The following is a 24,241-nucleotide window of genomic DNA, read 5'->3' on the forward strand; positions in this document are numbered from 1 at the left end:
ATCCATATATAAAGAGAAACAGCGGGGTATAAAAAAGATTAAGAACCCTTTTTCTTTCCATAGAAAAACTCATCCATTTAAATTAAGAATATTATTAAGTAATTTAATTGCAATGCGTTATATATTTAATGAATAAATCACTTTGTAAAATTCATTACAAATTAGCAAGGCGGTGAAATTAATTTTTTATTATAAAAGAAAAGAGTTGAAAGGGAAGAAAAACAAAAAGTGGCTGGAAACACAAATCGTACTCTGCGCTTCCAGCCATTCTATTACTCGATACCTTTGCTACGCAGGTAATCTTCGTAATTACCGCTGAAGTCAATGACGCGCTCCGGCGTAATTTCAATTACACGCGTCGCCAAAGAGCTAACAAACTCGCGGTCGTGAGAAACGAAGATCAGCGTGCCTGGATACATTTCCAGCGCCATATTCAGGGATTCAATGGATTCCATATCCAGGTGGTTGGTCGGTTCATCCATCACCAGCACGTTCGGTTTTTGCATCATCAGTTTACCGAACAGCATGCGGCCTTTTTCACCACCGGAAAGCACTTTCGCCGGTTTCTTGATATCGTCCTGGCTGAACAGCAGACGACCCAGAATACTGCGCACCGCTTGTTCGTCATCGCCTTCCTGTTTCCACTGGCTCATCCATTCGAAGACGGTCAGATCATTTTCAAATTCGAATTCATGATCCTGCGCGTAGTAGCCAATTTGTGCGTTTTCAGACCATTTCACCGTGCCTTGATCCGGCGTTAAGTCGCCAACCAGGGTTTTCATCAGCGTAGATTTACCCACGCCGTTGGTGCCGAGAATAGCCAGTTTCTCGCCCACTTCCAGCAGCAGGTTAACGCCTTTAAACAGCGGGCCGTTATCAAAGCCTTTGCTGAGCGCTTCCACTTCCAGCGCGTTGCGGAACAGTTTTTTATCCTGCTCAAAACGAATGAACGGGTTCTGGCGACTCGATGCTTTGACTTCGTCGAGCTTGATTTTGTCAATCTGACGCGCGCGGGACGTTGCCTGGCGAGATTTAGAAGCGTTGGCGCTGAAGCGGCTGACGAAGGATTGCAGGTCAGCAATCTGCGCTTTCTTCTTGGCGTTGTCGGCCAGCAGACGTTCGCGCGCCTGGGTGGCGGCAGTCATATATTCGTCGTAGTTACCGGCGTAGACGCGCAGCTCACCGTAGTCGAGATCCGCCATGTGGGTGCAGACCATGTTCAGGAAGTGACGGTCGTGCGAAATGATGATCATGGTGCTGTCGCGCTCGTTCAGCACCTGCTCCAGCCAGCGAATGGTGTCGATGTCCAGGTTGTTGGTCGGTTCATCGAGCAGCAGAATGTCCGGGTTAGAGAACAGTGCCTGGGCCAGGAGCACACGCAGCTTCCAGCCTGGTGCCACTTCGCTCATCGGGCCGTAATGCTGTTCCAGCGGAATACCCACGCCCAGCAGCAGTTCACCGGCGCGCGCTTCAGCGGAATAGCCGTCCATTTCGCCGTATTTCACTTCAAGATCGGCCACTTTATAGCCGTCTTCTTCGCTCATTTCGGGCAGTGAGTAGATGCGATCGCGCTCTTGTTTAACTTCCCACAGCTCACCGTGCCCCATGATGACTGTATCCAGTACGCTGAACTCTTCGAAGGCGAACTGATCCTGACGCAGCTTACCGATGCGTTCGTTCGGGTCGAGAGAGACGTTGCCGAGCGTCGGTTCAAGATCGCCGCCGAGGATTTTCATAAAGGTGGATTTGCCGCTCCCGTTAGCGCCAATCAGGCCGTAACGGTTGCCGCCGCCAAATTTGACGGAGATGTTTTCGAACAGCGGCTTACTGCCAAACTGCATGGTAACGTTGCTGGTAACTAACACGGAAGTATCCTGAGGAATGTGACAAACCGCCTATTATGCCACAATTCCGAATTAAAATCGCCCGCCTTCGTAACGGGCTAAACTGTCACCTAAGTGAAAAAAATGTGATTTCGTACACATCTGAATTCCCTGTTGCCGGGAATGCACATATAATGCGCTTCCATCATACATCCGATTTTCCAACCACAGCCTGAGTGGCACTGATATCTCGAACAACATGAACATGAAATTAACAACACTTTTCGCTGCGGCGCTTGCAGTCGTTGGCTTCTGTAAAACCGCATCCGCAGTGACATATCCGTTGCCGACGGATGGTAGTCGTGTCATTGGTCAGAATCAGGTGATCACCATCCCTGAGAACAATAAGCAGCCGCTGGAATACTTTGCGGCGCAGTATCAGATGGGTCTTTCCAATATGCTGGAAGCTAACCCGGGCGTGGATACGTATCTGCCGAAAGGCGGCACTGTGCTCACTATTCCGCAGCAACTGATTCTGCCGGATACCGTACATGAAGGCATTATCATCAACAGCGCGGAAATGCGTCTGTACTACTACCCAAAAGGCACTAACACGGTCATCGTGCTGCCAATCGGGATTGGCCAGTTAGGAAAAGACACCCCGATTAACTGGACGACCAAAGTAGAACGTAAGAAAGCGGGCCCGACCTGGACACCGACAGCGAAAATGCACGCGGAATATCGCGCGGCGGGTAACCCGCTGCCGGCCGTGGTTCCGGCTGGCCCGGATAACCCGATGGGACTGTACGCGCTGTACATCGGCCGCCTGTACGCCATTCATGGTACCAACGCCAACTTTGGTATCGGTCTGCGCGTGAGCCACGGTTGCGTGCGTCTGCGTAACGAAGACATCAAATTCCTGTTCGAGAGCGTGCCGGTCGGTACCCGCGTACAGTTTATCGATGAACCTGTGAAAGCGACCACGGAACCAGATGGCAGCCGCTTTATCGAAGTACACAACCCGCTGTCCGTGACCGAAGCACAGTTTGAAGGCGGTGAAATTGTTCCGGTTACGCTGAATTCTGCGGTGCAGAAAGTGACCTCTCAGTCTGATGTAGACCAGGATGTACTGAATCAGGCGATTCAGAGCCGTGCGGGTATCCCGATTCGTCTGAACTGATTAGGTTCAGATGTGAAAATGGCGAAGCGGATGCTTCGCCATTTTTTTTGGGGTTAGTGCGTTTTTTTTCCCTCACCCTAACCCTCTCCCACAGGGAGAGGGGACCGTTCGTGCCCGCTTTTCTCCCTCTCCCTGTGGGAGAGGGCCGGGGTGAGGGCATCAGCGCACAACTATCACCCATTATTCACCATCACAAACCCGCCATGATCGTAGCGATAATGGCAGTGCGCATACTCCAGCGGCGTACCGTCTTCCAGATAAATAACCTGCTCCAGTTCCAGTACCGGGTCGGTCTCATCGCAGTTGAGATACTCTCTGTCGCGCGCATCCGGCTTACAGGCGCGCACTACGCGATAGGAACCCATCATCTTTAAGCCCAGCGTTTCCCGCACGTAGCGGAATACCGAACTTTCGAGATGTGATTTATTCAGCCCCGGCACCAAAGATACCGGCATTACTGTCATATCCAGTGAAATCGGTTCACCGTTAACCAAGCGCAACCGAATAAAATCGTATACCGGCGCGTCGGCGTTAATCAGCAACGAGGCCTGCTCTTTTTCATCCGGGAACCGCACCTCAAAGGCAATCACTTGGCTTGTCACCTCGCCAAGATGCCGCCAGGTTTCGGTTGCGCCAAAGTAGTCACTGCCCGAGACATCCCATTGCGAAAGCTGGCGGAAGTTTTTGCGCACAAACGTCCCCTGCCCCTGACGCGCGTAAATCATGCCTTCAACTATCAGCTGGCGCATCGCCTGCTGAATCGTCATGCGGCTGGTCTTGAACTCAGCCGCCAGCGCCAGTTGATCGGGCAGCGGCTCCGTCGCCGGATAACGCTGACTTAAAATGCGCTGTTTAATTTCCTGCGCGATGGAGAGGTACTTCGCCGCCATCTTCCACTCCTTTTTTGGTGTTACATCTCTTCGCCGTTGCTGTGGATCACCCGCTTCAACCACGCATAGCTTTTCTTCGGTACACGGCGCAAATCCTTCAAATCATGGTTTTCACGGTTCACATACACCACGCCATAACGCTTACGCATGTCGCCCTGAGAGCTGAGAATATCAATTAACCCCCACCCCAGATAGCCTATCACCTGTGCGCCATCCTCAAAAATGGCCTCTTTCATGGCGTTGATATGATCGCGATGATAGGCGATGCGGTAATCATCAGCGACCGGCGTTTCGCCGTCCCAGGATTCAATCACCCCGATACCGTTCTCAATCGGGAAGACCGGCAGACGCCAGTCGTTATAGTAGCGCGTAATGATACTCCGGAATCCGAGGGGATCGATTTGCCAGTTCCATTCCGTGGCTTTCAGGTGGGGGTTTGGGGTATCGCCAAAGAGCATATAGTGATTGACGGCAGTCCCTTCCGGAATGGGATCGCTACTCAACGTGCGGCTCGCATAGTAGCTGAAGGCCATATAATCATTTTTGAGCGTCGAAAGCGCCGCGAGATCTTCATCGTGATAAATGTCCCCCAGACCTTCACGCTCGACAAACGCCATCACTTCCGGGCTGTAACCCTGCCCCGCAAACGCACGTAACAGATTCTGATTGAAATATTCGTCGAGCTGACGGGCGCAAAACACATCGCGCGGTTTGCAGGTTGCCGGGTACACCTGGGCGTGCGCCAGCATGCCGCCCATCAGCTTTCCAGGTTTGGTTTCATGCAGATAGTGGGTGAGATGCGCGTGCGCCATCATCACGTGGTGCTGGATTTGGTAAAGCTCCCGTAACGTTTTCTCGCCCTGCATATAACCCGAAATCAAAAACGCTTCAGGCATATGGTAAAGATTCTGTTCATTAAAGGTGAGCCACCAGGTCACCTGGTCGCCAAAGCAGTCGATCATTTTTTTGCCGTAGCGGATGAACGCCTCCATCACCCGACGGTCGGTAAAGCCGTTATATTTTTCCGCCATCGCCAGCGGCATGTCAAAGTGATAGAGGCAAATCATCGGCGCGATGCCGCGCGCCAGAAGACCATCGATAAAGCGTTGATAAAACGCGATACCTTCTTCATTAAACTCACCATCGCCATCCGGGCAAACGCGACTCCAGGCAATCTGGAAGCGGTAACAGTTCATGCCCAGATCCTGCATTAAATCAAAATCCTCTTCGAAGCGGTGGTAGCTATCGGTAGCGACCTTCCAGTCCGAGGCATTCTCTTTCGGCTCGCGAATGTCATACACCGACATGCCCTTCCCGCCCTCGTTCCATGCGCCTTCGGTTTGCATGCTGGAAACGGAGTTTCCCCAAAGAAAATCAGCTGGCAGTTTGTTCATCATGACGCCCTCAAAAATATGACTAGTCAAATAATGTATATGACTAGTCATATTAGAAAGCGGTACAGGACGCAACGAAAAGGCTCACGTTTTGTGAGCCTGTCCGAAAATCAACGTTGACCGAGAAGATGGAGCAAGCCGTAACCGACCAGCGCCGCCCATACCAGCATGGGCAGAGAATAGAGATGGAAACGCCACCAGATACGGCGATCGTTCGCCATGCGTAGCGCAATCAGGTTGGCAAGCGACCCGGGCAGCATTCCAAAACCACCAACGTTCACCGCCCACGCAAGCAGAATGGAAGGCGGCACATAGTTAAGGAGCAAAATCGTGGAGGGCACGTTGCTGATTACCTGCGAAAGACCCATCGCCGTAAGCCATAAAGAACCGTCCGACAGTTGCCCGACACCATGCAGCGAATGCTGCAAAGCAGGCAGTTGCGTAAGCAGATGCACATCAATAAACATCGCCATAAAGACCAGCAGCAGCGTCCAGTCGACGCTGTAAACCACACGCCGCTCAAGCAACAGGAAGCCCGCCGCCACGCACACCAGCCCCCACAGTTCGAGCTTTATCTCCAGTGCTGCGAGAAAAACCAGATAGAAGGCCAGGCAACTCCACACAAGCTTTGGCCGCCATGACGGTGAGGCGTCGCTGCTTTGAAAATGCAGTTTTTTCGCCGGGAAGCAGAACCAGCAAAGCACGAGCAGCGTTGCCATCATCGCCAGCGCCAGCGGCAACATTTGCAACGTAAAGGCCGGGAAGCTCAGGCTGGAGCGGCCCCACAGCAAAATGTTCTGCGGATTGCCGATAGGCGTCAGCAGTGAACCGGCGTTCACCGCCAGCGCCTCGAAAATAATCAACCGGTTAACCGGAATGGCGCACCACTTTTTCAGCGTCAGGGTGAGCGGCACAATGATAAACAGCGCCACATCGTTGGTCAGAAAGGTCGATAGCAACGCGGCCGCCAGCACCATAAAGACAGCCAGCTGTCGCTCGGTAACAAAACGACGCGCCATCTTACGCCCGAGCACGTCAAAATAACCGCTCTGCTCAACGCCTTTGGTGAGCAGCATTAACCCGCTCAGGGTAATAATGGTGTGCCAGTCAATCGCCGCAGGCCAACGCGCTGGGGCAAACGGAACCAGAAAAGTCAGGATGACGCCAATGAGCAGCAGCAGGTGCAGAAAACGATCGCGCGCCAGCGACCGAATAAAAGGAGGTGTCATTCAATGTACTGCCCATGTTTTTCGGTAAACTGTCGGAACATGTCCAGCGTCTCTTCGCTGACATGATGTTCAATGCCTTCGGCATCGCGGCGGGCAGTATCCTGGCTGACGCCCAGCGCCAGTAAAAAGCTCTCAACGACCTGATGACGCTCGCGGCTCTCCTGCGCCAGCTTCTCACCTTCAGGAGTCAAAAACACCCCGCGCCAGGGGATCTGCTCAATCAACCCTACACCCGCCAGGCGTTTTAACATTTTCGCCACAGTTGGTTGTGACACACCCAACCGCGCGGCCATATCCACCTGACGCGCCTCACCCACTTCACGGATCAAATCGGAAATCAGCTCAACGTAGTCATCAATCAGCTCACGACGGTGCGCTTCCCGCACCTGACGAAACCCTTCAACGTGTTCTTCCACATTCACCAGCTGCGTCACTTTTTTTGTTGTTGGCTTACCTGCGCGGCGGTTCATAACACTTCCTCATCGGTGTGACGCGTCAAAGCATCTTAAAAATTGCCTCCATTGTAATGGATCGTGCTCTGAGTACAAAAATTTAACGTTTAGCCATAGCTATAAAATATAGCCTGTGCTATATCTGTATGTAATGCAATCACTCATCACGGAACGACGAGCGCAAAAGCAGGAGGTTACCATGAACGAATTCAAGAGGTGTTTACGCGTGTTTAGTCACTCTCCTTTTAAAGTCCGCTTAATGCTGGTTAACATGCTGTGCGATATGATTAACAGCAAACCGCAGCAGGACAACAAATCACACTAATGCGGCGTCGCGGTACGCCGCTTCATTTTTTTGGGTCATTTTCTGACTGACTCGCTCGTCATGAGCAAAAACCCCACATTTCTTCCGCTTTTGTAATCATCTTCGCAAAACATTTTGTTATGGGTAGTTGACCAAAAACAGCGTGCGCTTTATCTTCGTGCGGCCCTGCACTTTTGCGGCTCGCAGATGCGAAGCTTACCCTTTTCTTTACGCAATAATGTCCGGCAAAAAGCCCCTTGACGCCAGGGGACGCACATGGCGTTTTTATAGTTGCGATTTATGAATGTCACGCTGAAAGAAACTCTCGCCGCCCGTGGAATTACGCTGAGTCCGTGGACGGGCCTCTATTTCCTGCAATCACTGCTGATCAACCTGGCGCTGGGTTACCCCTTCAGCCTGTTGTATGCGGTGGCCTTTACCTGCGTGCTCCATTTATTGTGGCGAGCCGCGCCGAAAGTACAGAAAACTGTATTGGGTCTTTATTCACTGGTGGCGGCGCTCTATTTCCCGTTCAGCCAGGCCTACGGCGCGCCGAACTTTAATACTCTGTTGGCGCTGCATTCGACGAATGTCGAAGAATCCACCGAAATGTTTACCATCTTCCCATGGTACAGCTATCTGGTGGCGTTATTCATTTTTGCGCTGGGTGTGATTGCCGTGCGCCGCAAGGCCAGCCCGGTAAAACGCTGGGGTAAAATGGAAACCCTGTGTCTGCTATTCAGCGTCGGCACCTTTTTCGTGCAGCCGATTCAAAACCTGGCATGGGGCGGCGTTTTTAAACTTAAAGATACCGGCTATCCGGCATTTCGTTTTGTGAAGGATGTCATCGTTAACAATAACGAGGTGATTGACGAACAGCAGCGGATGGCACAGTTCGCGCAAATGAAAGATACCTGGACGGTGACAGCCGTGAAGCCGAAATATCACACCTATGTGGTGGTGATTGGCGAGAGCGCGCGTCGCGATGCTATGGGCGCGTTTGGCAGCCACTGGGACAACACACCGTTTGCCAGTTCGGTGAATGGCTATCTGTTTAACGATTATATTGCCGCCAGCGGTTCAACGCAGAAATCGCTGGGGCTGACCCTTAACCGCGTCGTCGATGGCAAACCGCAGTATCAGGATAACTTTGTTACCCTGGCTAACCGTGCAGGTTTCCAGACCTGGTGGTTCTCAAACCAGGGGCAAATCGGTGAATACGACACCGCCATCGCCAGCATCGCGAAACGGGCAGATGAAGTGCAGTTCCTCAAAAGCGGCGATTTTGAAGCCGATAAGAACACCCAGGACACGGCGCTGCTGAAAATGACCGCACAGGTCTTCGCGTCTCAGCGTACTCAGCCGCAGCTAATTGTGCTGCATTTGATGGGTTCTCATCCGCAGGCCTGCGACCGCACACACGGAAAATATGACGTCTTTGTGCAATCGAAAGAGACCTCCTGCTATCTCTACACCATGACGCAAACCGACGATCTGCTGCGCCAGCTTTACGATCAGCTACGCAACAGCGGCGACAGCTTCTCGCTGGTGTACTTCTCCGATCACGGGCTGGCATTTAAAGAGCGCGGCAAAGAGGTGCAGTATCTGGCACACGACGATAAGTTCCAGCAGAACTTCCAGGTGCCCTTTATGGTGCTGTCGAGTGATGACAAAGCGCATAAGGTAATTAAAGCGCGACGTTCGGCGAACGATTTCCTCGGTTTCTTCGCCCAGTGGACGGGCATCAAAGCGAAAGAAATTAGCCAGCGCTATCGTTTTATCTCTGAACAGAAAGCCGGGCCGGTGTACATCACCAACTTCCAGCTCCAGAAGGTAGATTACAACCATCTGGGTACGGATCTGTTTACGACGAAGAGTCGTTAAAACACGCCGGATGGCGCTTCGCTTATCAGGCCTACGAATCGATACGGTTGTAGGCGGGCAAGCGCAGCGCCTCCGGCAAAATACAGGCAAAAAAAATCCGCCACAAGGGCGGATTTTTCATATCACCGAAGTGATTAGAAGCGGTAACCAACACCGGCAATCCAGGTGCCAACGTCAACGCTACGAATACGAGACTGCTCGTAAGAGAAGTCCAGAGCAACGTTTTCGATCGGGTTGAACTGCAGGCCCGCACCGTAAGAGAAACCGTAGTCGCTGGTGTCGTGTTTGTTCGGCAGATCAGCAGTCTGGAATTTACCGTAACCAACACCTACTACGCCGTAGATGCTTGCCCAGTCGTTCAGACGGTAAGCAGGACCTGCGGTGATGCCGTAGTACTGTGATTTATGGTAGTTGTTGTCGCTGGAGCTACGGTCTTTTTCGGTGTAAGTAAAGGAACCGATAACGCCCAGCGGTTGGTCGTCCATTTCATAGCGGTATTTCAGGTTGAAACCGTTAGCTTTGTTAGCAACGCCCTGCATATCGCTCTGAGCGTAACCGCCAGTAACGGTAGAAGTTGCAGCTACTGCAGTACCTGCGGATACAGCCAGAACAGCGGCCAGTGCTGAAAGACATGCAATTTTTTTCATAACCACCTCAAATGTGCTTCAAGTAAATCCGTAAGTTTTAAATATATCAAAAATTGTTAGGAAACTCTTTCGAACTTGTGATGTCTAAACCTGCCTTTGATGTAACTAAAAATTTCCGGGCTTGGTTATCTCATTCAAACATCACAGGTTTTCCCGAAATACCAGACTAGTATCACACTGTGATTTCATCACAATATTCCAGATAATTCCTAGTTTGACAGATTAATAATCCATCGACTAAGGACATTCTAACGGTTCGCGGGCGATTTTTTTTCAACAATTCCTCAACCGTAGCCTGGTATTTCATTTACACTGCTTTTTTTACTCCGTTTGACACAAATTGACAGGAAAAAGATGTCTGGTTTGCTCCGTAAATCTCCCGCATGGATGCCCGTGTTGGTTCTCATCGTGTCGATGCTTTCCATTCAGAGCGGTGCATCGCTCGCTAAGTCACTGTTTCCATTGATTGGCGCGCCGGGTGTCACCGCCCTGCGTCTGGCGCTTGGCACGCTGATTCTGGTTGTCATCTTTAAGCCGTGGCGACTGCGTTTTGCAAAAGAGCAGCGTCTGCCGCTACTTTTATATGGCCTGTCGCTGGGGGCGATGAACTACATGTTCTATCTCTCTATTCAGCGTATTCCACTGGGGATTGCCGTTGCCCTGGAGTTCACCGGGCCGCTGGCCGTCGCGCTGTTCGCCTCTCGCCGCGCGGTGGACTTTATCTGGGTTATCCTTGCCGTGCTTGGCCTTTGGTTCCTTCTGCCGCTGGGCCAGGACGTGGCGCACGTCGATCTCACTGGCGCCCTGCTGGCACTGGGGGCTGGCGCAGGCTGGGCCATCTATATTCTGAGCGGCCAACGTGCCGGCGCGGAGCATGGCCCGGCGACGGTGGCGATGGGTTCATTAATTGCGGCAGTGATTTTTGTGCCGCTTGGGGTATTACAGTCTGTTGATGTGAGCTGGCACTGGTCAATTCTGCCGATCGGCCTGGCCATTGCCGTGCTCTCAACGGCCCTACCCTATTCACTCGAAATGCTGGCCCTGACTCGCTTGCCAACACGCACCTTCGGCACACTGATGAGCCTCGAACCTGGCCTCGCCGCCATTTCAGGTATGATCTTCCTCGGCGAGACGCTGACGGGCACGCAAACTTTAGCGCTGGCCGCCATTATTGCCGCGTCGATGGGGTCTACGCTGACAATGCGGCGCGATACAAAAATTCAGAAAGTAGATGTGAGTTAAAGCTTAATGTCACTATTAGACCGATAGGCAGAGTCAGAATTTTCTATCCGGAACTCGGTGCTATACTTATTGCCAGTTAATACTGGAACGCAAAACATCAAGAGGATATGAGATTATGAGTACCGCTAAACTGGTCAAATCAAAAGCATCCAATCTGCTTTATACCCGCAACGATGTCGCTGACAGCGAGAAAAAAGCCACTGTCGAGTTGCTGAATCGCCAGGTGATCCAGTTCATTGACCTGTCTCTGATTACCAAACAGGCCCACTGGAATATGCGCGGAGCTAACTTTATTGCCGTTCATGAAATGTTGGATGGCTTCAGGACTGCGCTGACCGATCATCTGGATACTATGGCTGAACGTGCTGTGCAGCTGGGCGGCGTGGCACTGGGAACAACGCAGGTCATCAACAGCAAAACCCCGCTGAAAAGCTATCCGCTGGACATCCACACCGTTCAGGATCACCTGAAAGAACTGGCTGACCGTTACGCTATCGTCGCTAATGACGTGCGTAAAGCGATTGAAGAAGCGAAGGATGAAGACACTGCGGATATCTTCACCGCGGCTTCACGTGACCTGGATAAATTCCTGTGGTTCATCGAAGCTAACATTGAATAATCATAGGTTATTCTTATGACCCTCTCATCACCCTGATGAGGGGGTTGCACCATCCGGGTGCGCCTTCCTGTTAAAATCTCTCGCCAAAGTAAACTATTTGTAATAATCACCTCACACAATCGTTAATAAAAGATTGTTTTGTCACCGTCACTTGCGTTAAAAAACAGCATGAATCGTGAACCCGTCACGCTGCACCATAGCAAAGCCCCATTATGGTGCAATCAGGCCTGACGATCGCCGAAATCGTGCATCACTGTCTTCTACTTTTGTTATAAAACAATAAGTTGAAAACTTGGCATGATTTTTTCATAACTCGTACGTTCTCGCAGGGGATTGCCCCGTGGATATAAAAGGAAATGTTATGAAGTCTCTGTTTAAAGTTTCCCTGGCTGCACTTACCCTGGCATTTGCCGTTTCCTCTCAGGCTGCTGAGAAGAAACTGATTGTGGCAACCGATACGGCGTTCGTTCCGTTTGAGTTCAAACAGGGTGATAAATACGTGGGGTTCGACGTTGACCTGTGGGCCGCTGTCGCTAAAGAGTTGAAGCTGGACTACACCCTAAAACCAATGGATTTCAGCGGCATCATCCCGGCGCTGCAAACTAAAAACGTTGACCTGGCGCTGGCCGGGATCACTATCACAGAAGAACGCAAAAAAGCGGTCGATTTCTCTGACGGTTACTACAAAAGCGGCCTGCTGGTGATGGTGAAAGCCAACAACAATGACGTGAAAAGCGTGAAGGATCTGGACGGAAAAGTGGTTGCCGTGAAGAGCGGTACCGGCTCCGTGGATTACGCGAAAGCCAATATCAAAACTAAAGATCTGCGCCAGTTCCCGAATATCGATAACGCGTACATGGAACTCGGCACCAACCGTGCTGACGCCGTGCTGCACGATACCCCGAATATTCTCTATTTCATCAAAACCGCAGGCAACGGCCAGTTTAAAGCGGTAGGTGATTCACTGGAAGCGCAGGACTACGGCATTGCCTTCTCCAAAGGCAACGATGAGTTGCGTGAAAAAGTGAACGGCGCGCTGAAAACCCTGCGCGAAAACGGCACTTATAACGAAATCTACAAAAAATGGTTCGGTACTGAGCCTAAATAAGATTGACTGAGATTATCGTGCCCGGTTGCGCACTGCGCACCGGGCACGTTTTTTAGCACACCCTTTTAGTGGGCTATTGTTCTTCCACCACGGTAACAGGAACACATTATGCAGTTTGACTGGAGCGTCATCTGGCCGGCCATTCCAATTTTGCTGGATGGCGCCAAAATGACTCTGTGGATTTCGATCCTTGGCCTCGCCGGAGGTATTGTTATCGGTCTGTTGGCCGGTTTAGCACGAACCTATGGCGGCTGGATTTCAAACCACATTGCCCTTGTTTTTATCGAAGTGATTCGCGGCACGCCCATCGTCGTGCAGGTGATGTATATCTACTTCGCCCTGCCGATGGCCTTCCCGGACATCCGCATCGATACCTTCACCGCCGCCGTGATCACCATCATGATCAACTCCGGCGCCTATATCGCGGAAATCACCCGTGGTTCAGTTCTCTCGATTCACAAAGGCTTCAGTGAAGCCGGGCTGGCGCTGGGGCTGTCTCGTCGCGAAACCATTCGCCATGTGATTATGCCGCTGGCGCTCCGTCGTATGCTGCCAGCGTTGGGTAACCAGCTGATTATCAGTATCAAAGACACCTCGCTGTTTATCGTTATCGGCGCTGCCGAATTGACCCGCAGCGGCCAGGAAATTATCGCCGGTAACTTCCGCGCGCTGGAAATCTGGACCGCCGTCGGCGTTATCTACCTGATCATTACTCAGGTGCTGAACATCGTGCTTCGCATTCTTGAAAGAAGGATGAAAATCCTGTGATTGAATTTAAAAACGTTTCCAAGCACTTTGGCAAAACCCAGGTGCTACACAATATCGATCTCAACGTGAAACAGGGCGAAGTCGTGGTGATCATCGGGCCATCCGGTTCCGGTAAATCCACCCTGCTGCGCTGCATAAATAAGCTTGAAGAGATCACCAGCGGCGATTTGATTGTCGATGGACTGAAGGTCAACGATCCGAAAGTGGATGAACGCCTGATTCGTCAGGAAGCCGGCATGGTGTTCCAGCAGTTCTACCTCTTCCCGCATCTCACGGCGCTGGAGAATGTGATGTTCGGCCCGCTGCGCGTGCGTGGTACGCAAAAGGCAGATGCGGAAAAACTGGCGAAAGAGTTGCTGGCGAAAGTGGGCCTCGCGGAACGCGCGCATCATTACCCGTCTGAACTCTCCGGCGGCCAGCAGCAGCGCGTGGCAATCGCCCGTGCACTGGCGGTAAAACCTAAGATGATGCTGTTCGATGAACCAACCTCTGCGCTTGACCCGGAATTGCGTCATGAAGTACTAAAAGTGATGCAGGATCTGGCCGAAGAAGGCATGACGATGGTTATCGTGACCCATGAAATCGGTTTTGCCGAGAAAGTGGCATCGCGATTGATCTTTATCGATAAAGGCCGTATTGCGGAAGATGGCGACCCGCAGACACTGGTAAAAAACCCGCCGAGCCAGCGTTTGCAGGAGTTTTTGCAGCACGTATCGTAATTATCCCCCTCACCCTGGCCCTCTCCCTCAAGGGAGAGGGAACTGTCCGAGCAAGCGGTGAGGCCGGTGCGATTTTTCTCCCTCTCCCCGTGGGAGAGGGTCGGGATGAGGGCAACAACGCGCACCGAGTCCCGGTATTTCTCCCAAAATCCTTCCCCCTTCTCCTCGCAATCTATACTTAACCCTTTGTGATTGTTGCTTTCGGAGGGACTCGTGCCATACATCCTGCTGTTTTTGCTCGCCCTTATTAGCACGCCGCTGCATGCAGTGACCATCCCCGGCGTCACATCAACGCCCAGCGACACTGCGGCCAGCGAACCCGATGCCGCGCAGAAAAAAGCGGCCTATTCTGCGCTTGCCGATGTGCTGGAAAACGACACATCGCGTAAAGAACTGATTGAGCAGCTTCGACAAGCCGCAGCCACACCGCCCCCGGAAGCCGCGCCCACCCTCACGCCTCCAGAAGTGAAAGAGGAAAAAACGGTACTGGAAAACGTTACGGATGTGACGCGTCACTACGGCGGCGAGTTCGCTACCCGCTTCGCCCAGCTATGGCGCAACATCTCTACCGCACCGCACAAACCGTTTCACACCGCGACCTTCTTCAATGCCGTGACCCATTTTCTGATGCTGGCAGCGCTGGTCTTTGCTTTTTATGGCCTGGTACGTCTGTGCGCCCTGCCGCTGTATCGCAAAATGGGGCGCTGGGGGCGGCACAAGAACCGTGACCGCAGTAACTGGTTGCAGCTTCCGGCGATGATTACCGGTGCACTAATTATCGACTTACTGCTACTGGCGCTGACGCTGTTTATTGGCCAGCTACTGAGCGACAATTTAAATGGCGGCAACAGCACCATCGCTTTCCAGCAGAGCCTTTTCCTCAACGCCTTTGCGCTGATTGAGTTTTTCAAAGCCTTATTGCGTCTGATTTTCTGCCCGCGCGTGCCGGATCTTCGTCCCTTTGCAATCACCGATGAAACTGCGCATTACTGGAACTTACGCCTCAGCGCACTGAGCAGTTTGATTGGCTACGGTTTGGTTGTCGCCGTGCCAATTATTTCCAATCAGGTCAACGTACAGGCGGGCGCGATGGCAAACGTCATCATTATGCTGTCCATCACACTGTGGGCGTTGTATCTGATTTTCCACAATAAAAAAGCGATTACCGCCGGCTTACTACAGGTTGCCGACCGCTCGCTGGCGTTTTTCAGCCTGTTCATCCGCGCCTTTGCGCTGGTGTGGCACTGGCTGGCGAGCGCTTACTTCATTGTATTGTTCTTCTTTTCACTGTTCGACCCGGGCAACAGCCTGAAGTTTATGATGGGCGCGTCAGTGAAGAGCCTGGCGATTATGGGCATCGCCGCCTTTATTTCTGGCATCCTGTCACGCTGGATAGCCAAGACCATCACCCTGTCGCCGGAGACACAACGTAATTACCCGGAACTGCAAAAGCGGCTTAACGGCTGGCTGTCCGGCGCACTGAAAACCGCGCGCACGTTGGTTGTCTGTGTGGCGGTCATGCTGCTGCTCAGCGCCTGGGGCTTATTCGATTTCTGGAGCTGGCTTCACCAGGGAGCGGGGGAGAAAACGGTGGATGTGCTTATCCGCATCGCCTTAATTCTCTTCTTCTCCGCCGTCGGCTGGACGGTGCTTGCCAGCCTGATTGAGAACCGTCTGGCCTCGGATATTCATGGCCGACCGCTGCCCAGCGCGCGCACGCGTACGCTTCTGACGCTGTTCCGCAATGCGCTGGCGGTGGTGATCAGCACCATTACAGTGATGATCCTGCTCTCTGAGATAGGCGTTAACATTGCACCGCTGCTGGCGGGTGCCGGGGCACTGGGGCTGGCTATCTCCTTCGGTGCACAGACACTGGTAAAAGATATTATTACCGGAGTGTTTATTCAGTTTGAGAATGGCATGAATACCGGCGATCTGGTCACCATCGGGCCGCTCACGGGTACGGTGGAACGTATGTCAATTCGTTCTGTGGGCGTCCGTCAGGATACCGGGGCGTATCACATTATTCCGTGGTCATCGATAACCACCTTCGCCAACTTTGTACGCGGGATCGGTTCTGTGGTCGCAAACTACGATGTTGACCGGCATGAAGAGACGGAAAAAGCCAATCAGGCGCTCAAGGATGCGGTGGATGAGGTCATGCAGATGGAGGACATTCGTGGCCTGATTATTGGCGAGCCGTCGTTTGCCGGGATCGTCGGGCTCACCAATACCGCCTTTACGCTGCGCGTCACCTTTACCACGCTGCCACTGAAACAGTGGTCGGTGCGCTTCGCGCTGGACAGCATGGTGAAAAAACACTTTGATCTTGCGGGGGTGCGCCCACCGGTGCAGACGTATCAGGTGCTACCAGCCCCCACCAACGCAGCCCCGCCGGACGCGGGACTGCCGCCTGCTGAACCGACGCTTTAGCGTTTACGCGCCAGGAAGCGGCGGCGCTGCTCGTCGTTCATAAAGGTCCAGGCAATGAAGCGACTCTGTTTCTGCCCCTGGGCCATCTCTTTTTTCACCACTTTTACCGCACCGACATCCGTCAATGCGCGGTAAAGTGGCGGCAGATTTTCCCCTTTCGACACCAGCGAGGTAAACCACATCACCTGACGCGCGTAGTCGCGGCTTTCGGCAATCATTTTTTTGATAAATGCCACTTCACCACCTTCGCACCACAGCTCCTGCTGCTGACCGCCAAAGTTCAGCGCGTCATTTCGCTCCTGGCCAAGATTGCGCCGTTTTCGCTCGCTTCCTGCCCGTGCAGATGCGGCAGAATCATGGAACGGCGGGTTGCACAGCGTGGCGTCGTACTGCTCATTCTTATGGATAATGCCATTGAACATGGATTCATTGTCTTTTTGTCGACGCAAACGAATCATGCGGGTCAGCGACGGGTTAGCGCTGACAATCGCCTGCGCACTGGCAAACGCCTGAGGGTGCGTTTCGCTGCCGGTAAAGCGCCAGCGGTACTCATGCGCGCCAATCAGCGGATAAATACAGTTCGCGCCCACGCCGATATCCAGCACATTTGCGCCCTGCACCACATTGCCGCTCTCATCGGTCAGCAGATCGGCCAGATGGTGGATGTAATCCGCACGCCCAGGAACCGGCGGGCACAGGAAACCGTCAGGAATATCCCATGCACTCACGCCATAAAAATGCGCAAGCAGCGCTTTATTCAGGGTCTTCACCGCCTGCGGATCGGCAAAATTAATGGTCTGCTCACCGGCCGGATTCAGAGTGATAAAATCACCCAGTTCCGGGCACGATTGACACAATGCGGTAAGGTCGTAGCGGTTATGGTGACGGTTACGCGGGTGTAGACCCGGTTTTTGGGCATTCATGACTTTCTCCTGTCTTAAGCGGCGTAAGATACCCGTTGACGGCGGCGCGGTAAATAAGGGAGTCTGGAATACCTTTGCAAATAACAGGTACGCTATGTATTTCTACGAACCCTCACAGGGACATGGGCTGCCGCATGACCCGCTAAACGCCATTGTTGGGCCGCGCCCAATCGGCTGGATATCCTCGCAGGATGCGCAGGGAAAACGTAATCTCGCGCCCTACAGCTTTTTCAACTGCTTTAACTATCGTCCGCCCATTATCGGCTTTGCCAGCAGTGGCTGGAAAGATAGCGTGCAGAATATCATGGAAACCAAACAGTTCGTCTGGAACCTGACCACGCAGGATCTCGCCATCGCGATGAATGAATCTTCCGCGACGTTGCCGCACGGGGAGGATGAATTTGTTCGCGCAGGCTTAACCGCCGCCCCCAGTCGCCTGGTTGATGCCCCACGCGTGGCGGAGAGCCCGGTCAATTTCGAGTGTCGCTTATCGCAATGCATTCAGCTCACCTCAGCCGACGGCACTGCCATTGATACCTGGCTGGTGCTGGGCGAAGTGGTTGGGATTCATATCGATGAGTCTCTGCTCGAGGAGGGCATCTATCAAACTGCCCGGGCAAAACCGGTGTTGCGGGCCGGCGGCCCATCCGCCTACTACACCATCGATGAAGCACATCGTTTCGATCTCATCCGCCCGGACGCTCGCCGATAGCTTTAAAATCAGCCACTTGTATGTGGCTGATTTGTCAGTATTTCGTCAACTTAATTCATTCAAAAAAGCCACCTGTCTTGCGCGATTTTTTGCGGATAACGCCTCTTCACCACCGCCTACACTTACAGAGTTACCCCGTCGTAACTGGAGGATGTACTTATGAAGAAGTGTCTCGCCCTGCTTGTCGCAGGCGCGTTTGCCGTCGTTACCTTCTCTGCCATCGCCGCTCCGCAACCCCTTGATGGTGATAACACCGGGCAACTCCGCCCGGCCGGTACCGTCTCTGCCTCCGGCGCCAGTTCCCTTGACGATCTCCAGGCAAAACTGGCGGAAAAAGCCCAGAAAGAGGGGGCGAAAGGGTTCGTGGTTGAATCCGCAAGCGGCAATAACAAGATGTTTGGTACAGCGACTATTTATAAATAATGGCTTCACACATCCATTTCCCTGCCCGATAGCCCCCGCGTCGGGCAGTTTCATATCATTTCCCAAAACCAAATATGTTTAACGCGTTAATCTTGTCCGAGCGCCATCTTCAATACAATACGTTGATAAAATACGCGTATAATAAAACTAATTGTATTTAGTTTTCACTTCGCCCTGCAGGAATACATTAATATTATTAAATAATCCACCACCGTGACTTCTCAGCGTATACAACTCGTCGCTAAACGACACGACAATTCACGGCTTGTAAATTCAACACTGATGATAAAAATTTTACACTATGGAATGACGCCCCCCGCAACAGTGTATTTACGTTCAGGGAAGGAATTTATATACTTCCTGCACAAAGGATTTATTCAACGTCATACAAGGCACATAACAATGTTTTCTCAAAAAAAGTTCATCCCTGCATTGCTTCTTATCGCTCCTCTGTTTGCTACCGCCACACATGCCGAAGTACAAACCGGCTGTGCCGCTAAAAAGCAGGAAATTGAAAGACAAATTGATTACGCCAAAACGCACGGCAACCAACACCGTGTAAATGGTCTTGAAAAGGCGTTGAGCGAGGTCAATCGTAATTGTACTGATAGTTCTTTGCGTAAAGATCGCGAGCAAAAAATTAAAGAAAAAGAGCGTAAAGTTGCAGAACGCACCGAGGAATTAAAGGAAGCCCGTGAGACGGGAAATCAGGAAAAAATCGGCAAAAAAAGTAAGAAACTGGAAGAAGCGAAAGTTGAACTTGCCGAAGCACGTGCAGCATTAAATAAATAACGCCAAAAAATAACCCCATCATACTCCGATGGGGTTATTTTATTATCTTCTTCTATAGCGGCTATCGCTGCAAAGCACCGCCACGTGTCGCAATCACTTTCTGATACCAGTAGAAACTTTTCTTACGGCTACGGTTAAGCGTACCGGAACCGTCCTGCGCTAAATCAACGTAAATAAACCCGTAGCGTTTAGTCACTTCTGCTTTCGAGGCACTGATAATATCAATCGGCCCCCATGAGGTGTATCCCATAACCTCAACGCCGTCCTGAATAGCTTCCTGCACCTGCACCAGATGATCGTTCAAATAACTGATTCGGTAATCGTCATTGATTTCACCGTTAGCCTCCGGTTTATCCTGCGCCCCCAACCCATTTTCGACGATAAAGAGCGGTTTCTGATAGCGATCCCATAAGACATTTAGCAGTGTTCGCAGACCGATGGGATCAATTTGCCATCCCCATTCCGAGCTTTCCAGATGCGGGTTCGGCACCATATCCAGAATATTTCCTTTGAGTTTTTCAACCAGCTCGCTGTCTGCCGTTACGCAGCCGGTCATGTAATAGCTAAAAGAGATAAAATCGACGGTATGGCTGAGTGCAGCGTTATCTTCTTCGGTGACATTCAGCACGATATCATTTTCACGGAAATAACGCTGCATATACCCCGGATAACGCCCACGACATTGTACATCGCCGAAGAACTGCCACTGGCGATTATCCTGCAACGTAGCGAAGACATCTTCCGGTTTACAGGTAAGTGGATACATTAAACCGCCCAGCAACATATTACCGATTTTAGCTTCAGGGATAATTTCGTGGCAGGCTTTCACCGCCAGGCCACTGGCAACCAGCTGATGATGGATTGCCTGATAGACTTCCGCTTTACTGCACCCTTTTTGCAGGCCGACACCAGTTAAAGGCGCGTGCAGTGACATATTGATCTCATTAAAAGTCAGCCACAGTTTGACTTTATGCTGGTAACGAGTAAATACCGTCCGGGCATAACGTTCGAAGAACGTAATAACCTTACGATTTCCCCAACCGCCATAATTTTCCACCAGCCCCCACGGCATTTCATAGTGTGACAAGGTGACCAGCGGTTGAATATTGTGTGCCAGTAGCTCATCAAACAGTTTGTCATACCACGCAAGGCCCGCCTCGTTCGGCTCATTTTCATCGCCCATCGGGAATATACGCGTCCAGGCAATCGACACGCGTAAGCAGGTAAAGCCCATTTCCGCGAACAGAGATATATCTTCTGGATAGCGATGATAAAAATCGATGGCGATGTCTTTAATACTGCTGATCCCTTCGCGGCTTTTTACCGGCTCACTGAATATGCCCTGTGGCAGCATGTCAGAGGTGGAAATACCTTTGCCATCTTCCTGCCATGCGCCCTCAACCTGATTAGCGGCTAACGCACCGCCCCATAAAAACTCTTCCGAAAATATTGTGCTCATCTTATCTACCTTAATTTCAGCGTTTGACAGAGAGGAAAGGATCGCCCGCATTGACATAAGGGGTTTCGTTCTTTTGCTCCAGCCCCTGATAGTCATCGCTATTGCTCATAATGACCGGTGTACACAGGTCAAAACCTTTTGCCAGAATGGCATCACGATCGAAGGTAATAAGCAGATCGCCTGGCGCAATCCTGTCCCCTTCTTTTATGTGTGCGGTGAAGTGTTCACCGTTGAGTTTTACCGTATCAATACCAACGTGAATGAGAATTTCAATTCCCGAGTCACTGAGTAAACCAATCGCGTGGCGAGTGGCAAAAAGGCTGGCGACTTCGCCGCTAAAAGGTGCGACGACGCGGCCTTCCGATGGAATAATGGCGGCTCCTGCCCCCATCAAACCGCTGGCGAATGTGGCATCCGGCACCTCATTAAGCGGCAGACTTACGCCGCTAAGCGGAGCCAGCACGGTGTTTTCATCGACAATTGCGCTCACGCTAACCGGTTTGGCACTTTCTGCGGTTTTCTCTGCAGGAAGGCCAACAAAATATGTCATCACGACACTGAAAATAAAGGCGGCGGCCACACCCATCATCGCGCCCCAGACGGTAAAGTCGATTCCCGTTGGGGGAATGATTTGCGCTACCGTAAAGATGCTTGCCAGGCCAAAGGAGTAGACCTGGCTCAGGCTGAAGCCCACGACCGCACCGCCTATGGCACCGCCCACGCAGCCAAAAATAAAGGGACGGCGGTATGGGAGTGTCACCCCGTAAACGGCAGGTTCAGTAATACCAAAAACGCCAGCAATCGTTGCCGAACCCGACAATGCCTTCAGGCGCTGTTCGCGGGTTTTCAGGAAGACACCCAGCGCCGCACCGACCTGTCCAAACACCGCAGGCAGTAATATCGCCAGCATCGGGTCATGACCGAAGACCGCCATGTTGTTCATCATCAGCGGAATAAGCCCCCAGTGCAGGCCAAAAATCACACATACCTGCCACAGACCGCCAAGGATCCCTCCCGCCAGCCACGGCGCAAATTTGTACACCGCCTGGAAGCCCGTCGCGAGCAGTTCGCCAAGCCCCGACGCGAGCGGCCCAATCGCCAAAAACGTCAACGGAATGGTAATCGCCAAACACGCCAGCGGAGTTAAGAAGTTTTTAACCGCCGCCGGGAAAAGGGTGTTGCAGCGTTTTTCCAGCCAGCAGGCGAACCACGCGGCACAAATCACCGGAATTACCGACGACGTGTAATTGATAAGCACCACCGGGATGCCCAGGAAATGTAGTGCCGCGTTATCGCCGCTCAGGCTAAACGCTTCGACCATCATCGGATGCACCAGCGCGCCGCCGATGACCATCGTAATAAAGGGATTACCGCCAAACTTTTTCCCGGCGGTATAGCCCAGCACAATAGGCAGGAAATAAAACAGGGTGTCGCTGGCGGCAAACAGAATGCGCCAGGTACCTCCGGTTTCGCTGAGCCAACCAAAAGCAACGCTGAGCGCCAGAAAACCTTTCATGATACCGCAGGCAGCCAGTACGCCAAGGAACGGAGTGAAAATACCGGAAACCATGTCGATAAACGCCGCCAGCACTCCGGTCTTTTTATCTGACTTCTCTTTGTCAGCAGGCGCATCGTCTGTGATGCCCCCGGCCTGGCATACGGCCTGCCAGACATCATGAACGTGGTTACCGACCACGACCTGAAACTGCCCGCCGCTTTCCACCACCATGATGACATCCGGGTTCTTCTTCAGCGCGTCGGCATCCGCTTTGCCGTCATCCTTCAGCTTAAAGCGTAGACGGGTGGCGCAATGCACCAGGCTACTCACGTTCTCGCGCCCTCCTACGTGGCGGAGAATATCCTGTGCCAGATCTTCATATTTCATTTTCATCGACTTCATCCGTACTCAAATAAAAAAACCTGATCATCAGCGAAGCATCTCCACTGATGTATCAGGTTTTGCCTGCTTAAGCAGTAACAATCCTTTATGTCTCTTCCGGCGCGAGGTAAAACTATTTTTTCAACATCTTTTCATATTGCGCCTGATATTGCGGGGCGTTCCACGCGCCATCAATCAACGTATAGGTGATGTAACCTTTATTTAGCCAGCCCGAATCAGTGTCATCCTGAGTATTATTTAAAGATGCCGGATTAATCGTCTGCTTAGCGGTTCCGTCAGGCAAAATGTCATAGCCAATCTGTGGCGTAGGGAACATTTCATTTTCAACGAAGTGAACACCTCTAATTTGTTCTTTTGGCAGCGGCGGATAGTTAATGCTTAACCCGGAGCCTTTCGGCAATAAAGCGCTGCCGGATACCGATTTGTCGTTAAGTTTCCCCACCACCTCAACGACGTAATCAATCGCATCAGGCCAGTATTTATGTGTACTTGGCCATTTGTTTTTCATTTCATCTTCGGTATAGATGTAGCCAATGCTGGCGGCAATCGCCGGGAAACCATAGCGAATAGCGCGTGCGGCGGCGCTCACGGTACCGGAATTCACCTGCGCCATCCCGGTGTTCGGGCCATCATTAACGCCAGAAATAACCAGATCGGGAGGATTATCTTTCAACAGCCCCTGCAGGCCAAAATCGACGGAATCCGCCGGCGTACCCGGGAAGCAGTAACGTTTATCGGCGACTTTTTTAACGTCAAAAACCTTACCGGTTTTGAACGTTATCGCAGAGCCAATACCGCTTTGATTGGTCGCCGGGGCAACCATCCAGGCGTCATAACCTTTTTGAGTAAGCTTTTCCTGAAGCTGGATGCTGCCGGGAGATTCACAGCCGTCATCATTCACAATCAGAATTTTTAGCGGATCGGCAGAAACTGTAAAACTTATCGCGGAAATCAGCGCGGCGGCAATTAACGTTATCTTCATCGTAGCTCCTGTTATCTCTGGGGGATAAATACAATGCAAAAAAAAACCTAAGGCCCCTGCTGCAACGTGTGCAGAAAGTGCCTTAGGTTTTGCCTGAATCAGTAACAATCCCGAGTTGCTAACGAAAATACGTCTTGTCGGTGATTACGTCCAGACGGTGAAATGGTATTTTGTGATAACGATCACCTTTCTTTGCATATTACGCCATTCCGTGACGTGCTCTCAAAATTAAGAAGCGAGATATTCCTGATATGAGGAGGATCACATTTATATACTTCACCGTTATAAATCTGATGCACGAAATAAATATTAGTGGTAATGTCCGCTGAAACTGGATTGTTACTGTTTCAACAGGCAA

General features: G+C 51.8%; 22 protein-coding genes. 12 read left to right on the forward strand and 10 right to left on the reverse strand.

The genetic code is table 11. The features are described from left to right. Positions 1-272: 272 nt before the first annotated feature. Positions 273-1,865: an ABC-F family ATPase gene (locus tag ACOXYR_RS14090; protein ID WP_113857440.1), complete on the reverse strand. Its 1,593-nt coding sequence runs from the start codon at positions 1,863-1,865 to the stop codon at positions 273-275. Between the two features lie 217 nt (positions 1,866-2,082). Here ACOXYR_RS14090 and ldtB point away from each other — a divergent pair, with 217 nt between their 5' ends. After that, complete coding sequence (gene ldtB / locus ACOXYR_RS14095; protein WP_108473791.1) at positions 2,083-3,003, forward strand: L,D-transpeptidase; 921 nt, start codon at positions 2,083-2,085, stop codon at positions 3,001-3,003. 173 nt (positions 3,004-3,176) lie between these two features. On the opposite strand, the gene ACOXYR_RS14100 is transcribed toward ldtB, so the two are convergent. The 4 genes from ACOXYR_RS14100 to mntR form a co-directional block, all read right to left on the reverse strand. Then, positions 3,177-3,893: a GntR family transcriptional regulator gene (locus ACOXYR_RS14100; RefSeq protein ID WP_421355610.1), complete on the reverse strand. Its 717-nt coding sequence runs from the start codon at positions 3,891-3,893 to the stop codon at positions 3,177-3,179. 20 nt (positions 3,894-3,913) lie between these two features. Next, positions 3,914-5,290 carry a glycoside hydrolase family 1 protein gene (locus tag ACOXYR_RS14105; protein WP_421355611.1) on the reverse strand — a complete coding sequence of 459 codons (1,377 nt, stop codon included), beginning with the start codon at positions 5,288-5,290 and terminating at the stop codon, positions 3,914-3,916. A gap of 107 nt (positions 5,291-5,397) precedes the next feature. Further along, positions 5,398-6,516 carry an anion transporter gene (locus ACOXYR_RS14110; protein ID WP_421355612.1) on the reverse strand — a complete coding sequence of 373 codons (1,119 nt, stop codon included), beginning with the start codon at positions 6,514-6,516 and terminating at the stop codon, positions 5,398-5,400. Then, a complete protein-coding gene (gene mntR, locus ACOXYR_RS14115; RefSeq protein ID WP_108473795.1) occupies positions 6,513-6,986 on the reverse strand; it encodes a manganese-binding transcriptional regulator MntR in 474 nt (157 codons plus the stop codon). The genes ACOXYR_RS14110 and mntR overlap by 4 nt, the downstream gene beginning before the upstream one ends. A 181-nt stretch (positions 6,987-7,167) precedes the next feature. Here mntR and mntS point away from each other — a divergent pair, with 181 nt between their 5' ends. After that, positions 7,168-7,293 (forward strand): manganase accumulation protein MntS, encoded by a 126-nt coding sequence (gene mntS / locus ACOXYR_RS14120; protein WP_108473796.1) that lies wholly within the window; start codon positions 7,168-7,170, stop codon positions 7,291-7,293. 279 nt (positions 7,294-7,572) lie between these two features. After that, positions 7,573-9,156: a phosphoethanolamine transferase gene (locus tag ACOXYR_RS14125; RefSeq protein ID WP_421355622.1), complete on the forward strand. Its 1,584-nt coding sequence runs from the start codon at positions 7,573-7,575 to the stop codon at positions 9,154-9,156. Positions 9,157-9,290: 134 nt separating this feature from the next. Here the strand turns inward: ACOXYR_RS14125 and ompX are convergent, their stop codons facing one another. Then, positions 9,291-9,803, reverse strand: a complete 513-nt coding sequence (ompX, locus tag ACOXYR_RS14130; RefSeq protein WP_015965202.1) for an outer membrane protein OmpX — start codon at positions 9,801-9,803, stop codon at positions 9,291-9,293. 354 nt (positions 9,804-10,157) lie between these two features. Between ompX and rhtA the strand changes: the two genes are divergently transcribed. From rhtA to ybiO, 6 genes are all read left to right on the forward strand, one after another. Next, the gene (gene rhtA, locus ACOXYR_RS14135) at positions 10,158-11,045 is read left to right on the forward strand and encodes a threonine/homoserine exporter RhtA (RefSeq protein WP_113857443.1); all 888 of its coding nucleotides are present in this window, start codon (positions 10,158-10,160) and stop codon (positions 11,043-11,045) included. A 115-nt stretch (positions 11,046-11,160) separates the two neighbouring features. Then, complete coding sequence (dps, locus tag ACOXYR_RS14140) at positions 11,161-11,664, forward strand: DNA starvation/stationary phase protection protein Dps (RefSeq protein ID WP_108473799.1); 504 nt, start codon at positions 11,161-11,163, stop codon at positions 11,662-11,664. A gap of 361 nt (positions 11,665-12,025) precedes the next feature. Next, complete coding sequence (gene glnH / locus ACOXYR_RS14145; RefSeq protein ID WP_108473800.1) at positions 12,026-12,772, forward strand: glutamine ABC transporter substrate-binding protein GlnH; 747 nt, start codon at positions 12,026-12,028, stop codon at positions 12,770-12,772. A 108-nt stretch (positions 12,773-12,880) separates the two neighbouring features. Beyond that, positions 12,881-13,540: a glutamine ABC transporter permease GlnP gene (gene glnP, locus ACOXYR_RS14150; RefSeq protein ID WP_108473801.1), complete on the forward strand. Its 660-nt coding sequence runs from the start codon at positions 12,881-12,883 to the stop codon at positions 13,538-13,540. Then, the gene (gene glnQ / locus ACOXYR_RS14155) at positions 13,537-14,259 is read left to right on the forward strand and encodes a glutamine ABC transporter ATP-binding protein GlnQ (protein ID WP_108473802.1); all 723 of its coding nucleotides are present in this window, start codon (positions 13,537-13,539) and stop codon (positions 14,257-14,259) included. The genes glnP and glnQ overlap by 4 nt, the downstream gene beginning before the upstream one ends. A 213-nt stretch (positions 14,260-14,472) precedes the next feature. Further along, entirely contained in the window at positions 14,473-16,692 is a 2,220-nt protein-coding gene (gene ybiO, locus ACOXYR_RS14160; RefSeq protein WP_113857444.1) for a mechanosensitive channel protein, read from the forward strand. Here the strand turns inward: ybiO and rlmF are convergent. Next, positions 16,689-17,615 carry a 23S rRNA (adenine(1618)-N(6))-methyltransferase RlmF gene (gene rlmF / locus ACOXYR_RS14165; RefSeq protein ID WP_421355613.1) on the reverse strand — a complete coding sequence of 309 codons (927 nt, stop codon included), beginning with the start codon at positions 17,613-17,615 and terminating at the stop codon, positions 16,689-16,691. The genes ybiO and rlmF overlap by 4 nt on opposite strands. A 94-nt stretch (positions 17,616-17,709) precedes the next feature. Between rlmF and ACOXYR_RS14170 the strand changes: the two genes are divergently transcribed. From ACOXYR_RS14170 to ACOXYR_RS14180, 3 genes are all read left to right on the forward strand, one after another. After that, a complete protein-coding gene (locus ACOXYR_RS14170; protein WP_189623448.1) occupies positions 17,710-18,327 on the forward strand; it encodes a flavin reductase family protein in 618 nt (205 codons plus the stop codon). A gap of 159 nt (positions 18,328-18,486) precedes the next feature. Continuing rightward, on the forward strand, positions 18,487-18,750 hold the full coding sequence (gene mcbA, locus ACOXYR_RS14175) for a DUF1471 family periplasmic protein McbA (RefSeq protein ID WP_108473806.1): 264 nt from the start codon (positions 18,487-18,489) through the stop codon (positions 18,748-18,750). 402 nt (positions 18,751-19,152) lie between these two features. Beyond that, positions 19,153-19,542, forward strand: coding sequence for a DUF1090 domain-containing protein (locus ACOXYR_RS14180; protein WP_421355614.1), 390 nt, complete (start codon positions 19,153-19,155; stop codon positions 19,540-19,542). 61 nt (positions 19,543-19,603) lie between these two features. On the opposite strand, the gene ACOXYR_RS14185 is transcribed toward ACOXYR_RS14180, so the two are convergent. The 3 genes from ACOXYR_RS14185 to surE all read right to left on the reverse strand — a co-directional run bounded on the left by ACOXYR_RS14185 (position 19,604) and on the right by surE (position 23,883). Continuing rightward, positions 19,604-21,001 carry a glycoside hydrolase family 1 protein gene (locus tag ACOXYR_RS14185; protein ID WP_421355615.1) on the reverse strand — a complete coding sequence of 466 codons (1,398 nt, stop codon included), beginning with the start codon at positions 20,999-21,001 and terminating at the stop codon, positions 19,604-19,606. Positions 21,002-21,017: 16 nt separating this feature from the next. Next, the gene (bglF, locus tag ACOXYR_RS14190; RefSeq protein ID WP_421355623.1) at positions 21,018-22,886 is read right to left on the reverse strand and encodes a PTS beta-glucoside transporter subunit IIABC; all 1,869 of its coding nucleotides are present in this window, start codon (positions 22,884-22,886) and stop codon (positions 21,018-21,020) included. Between the two features lie 127 nt (positions 22,887-23,013). After that, positions 23,014-23,883, reverse strand: a complete 870-nt coding sequence (gene surE, locus ACOXYR_RS14195; RefSeq protein ID WP_350437205.1) for a 5'/3'-nucleotidase SurE — start codon at positions 23,881-23,883, stop codon at positions 23,014-23,016. Positions 23,884-24,241: the final 358 nt, after the last annotated feature.

The organism is Pseudocitrobacter faecalis (assembly GCF_965231525.1).
Taxonomy (GTDB): domain Bacteria; phylum Pseudomonadota; class Gammaproteobacteria; order Enterobacterales; family Enterobacteriaceae; genus Pseudocitrobacter; species Pseudocitrobacter faecalis.